The following is a 1,671-nucleotide window of genomic DNA, read 5'->3' as shown; positions in this document are numbered from 1 at the left end:
TCGCAGGTTCGAATCCTGCCACTCCGACCAGTTTCCGGCGCTCATGGAGCCGGTTCCCACCCGAAACCCCACCTGAAACGCCCTGCTTGACGCGCTTGCGACCATAGGAATACGGTCCTCTCGGCGGCGAACCTGACAACCGAACCGGGAGACAAGCTCATGGAAGAGCGCATAGACATGTTCGCCGACGGCGCCTGCGTTTACGAGACCGACGACAAAGGCAACATCATCATGACCCAGGCATGGGCGCGAAACGAGATCGTCGCACGGGTCGCCTTCAATGAACTGCGCGCGGCCAATCCGACCAAGAACTACATCGCAAAGCGCAGAGCGTGGGTGCTAGCCGAGCACAAGGCGGCTTCACCAAAACCGACTGAGACCATGACAATCCGCGTGAGCCCGGAACTGGCATCCGCCGTCAGAGGATATGCCATTGCTCGAGATACTAACGCTGCATCACTCGCCGCCGAAATCATCGAAACCCATTTGGCTGGGCTCGGCCTGATCGACGGCGAATTGACGAACCCTGCCCTCTCCCGCTTCACACCGACAAAAGGCGAAGCGTAGACAAGGAAAAAGGCCCGGCAGCCGAAGCCGCCGGGCCAAATGAAGGAGGGAACGGGAGGGGCCGATTTAGCGCGAGAACGGATCGGTATTGCTGTCGCGTCGTGTCTGCGCCTTTAGTGTCGCTATGTCCTCACGGATGGTCGTGAGTGTCTGGAGGATTTGCCGCTGGATATCGGCATTGCTGTCCGTCTGCCGTTCGATCGTGCCAATACGGATCTCGTGCCGGTCGATCGACCGCAACAGGTCCGAATAGGCGAGGAACACCGAAATCGCCATTCCAGCGACGATCAGAATATGGCCGGCATTGATGGTCGTATCGAATTTCAATCTGGACACCTGTCTTTTCCTCGCTGTGATCAGATCGTGATGGCGATGACGCCAATCAGCAGCAACGCCGCGATGACGTACCAGTGCTTCGGAATCACTGGCGGCTTTCCTTGCCGTGGCGGGCACATTCAGAGCGCGTCCACACGCCGCCGCCGCAAAGGCCGGCGGCCGTCTCGTCGATGTTGCGCTGATCTTGCGGTGTGGCGCCCTTCGTTCCGATCAGGGACGTGCCGACGACCTTGCGAAGGCCGTCAGTCGTCACAGGTGTTGGTTTCGAAGTCGTACAGCCCGCCAGCATCAGCGCAGCGGCGATACACAGCACGCCAGTCTTCAGCGTTGTTGCCCGCATTGTCGTTCTCCTCGTTGATGCGCTCCAGGATTGCCGCCTGCTCAACAGCCCGGCCGGCTCGGTAGGCTTTGCTGTGCGACCATGCGAGCCCAACCAGCAGCGCCAGAACGATCCCGCCGATGACATAAGGGTTGGAGATCAGCCGTCCGATCATGCCGGTGCCTCCTGCGTCTTTCTGCTCTTCCACCAGCCCCACAGGCCGTAAGCGGCGAGACCGACGCCGATAACGGCCGATCCCGCCAGGAGGACATTGGCGATCGCCTGCGCGGTCTCTGCCTCGACACCGAGCAGCGAGTAGGCCAACTCGGAAATCTTGTCGCGGATGCCCATCACGATTGCCACCGGCCCCAGCCCCTTGGCGGCGTCCTGCATCTCTGGCACCTGCGTTGCCGGCTGCTCGCCCGGCTTCTCTTCGGGTGCGACCTTGT

Annotated in this window: 5 protein-coding genes; 1 reads left to right on the top strand and 4 read right to left on the bottom strand. The window is 61.0% G+C overall.

The genetic code is table 11. The annotated features are described in order from the left end of the window. Nucleotides 1–177: 177 nt before the first annotated feature. Nucleotides 178–567, top strand: coding sequence for a hypothetical protein (locus EP165_RS20290; RefSeq protein WP_127524671.1), 390 nt, complete (start codon nt 178–180; stop codon nt 565–567). 66 nt (nt 568–633) lie between these two features. Here the strand turns inward: EP165_RS20290 and EP165_RS20285 are convergent, their stop codons facing one another. The 4 genes from EP165_RS20285 to EP165_RS20525 form a co-directional block, all read right to left on the bottom strand. Beyond that, on the bottom strand, nt 634–903 hold the full coding sequence (locus EP165_RS20285) for a hypothetical protein (protein WP_127524670.1): 270 nt from the start codon (nt 901–903) through the stop codon (nt 634–636). A gap of 85 nt (nt 904–988) precedes the next feature. Further along, nucleotides 989–1,156, bottom strand: coding sequence for a hypothetical protein (locus tag EP165_RS20280; RefSeq protein WP_501981699.1), 168 nt, complete (start codon nt 1,154–1,156; stop codon nt 989–991). After that, nucleotides 1,146–1,397, bottom strand: coding sequence for a hypothetical protein (locus EP165_RS20275; protein ID WP_127524668.1), 252 nt, complete (start codon nt 1,395–1,397; stop codon nt 1,146–1,148). Before EP165_RS20275 ends, EP165_RS20280 begins: the two co-directional genes overlap by 11 nt. Further along, on the bottom strand, nt 1,394–1,671 hold a 278-nt coding region (locus EP165_RS20525; protein ID WP_164743130.1), incomplete at its 5' end, for a hypothetical protein. The genes EP165_RS20525 and EP165_RS20275, both read right to left, overlap by 4 nt.

This window comes from Mesorhizobium sp. Z1-4, from assembly GCF_004000235.1.
Classification (GTDB): Bacteria; Pseudomonadota; Alphaproteobacteria; order Rhizobiales; family Rhizobiaceae; genus RCIO01.
The sequence above is the reverse complement of the archived record's forward strand: the minus strand, read 5'-3'. Positions and strand labels throughout refer to the sequence as shown.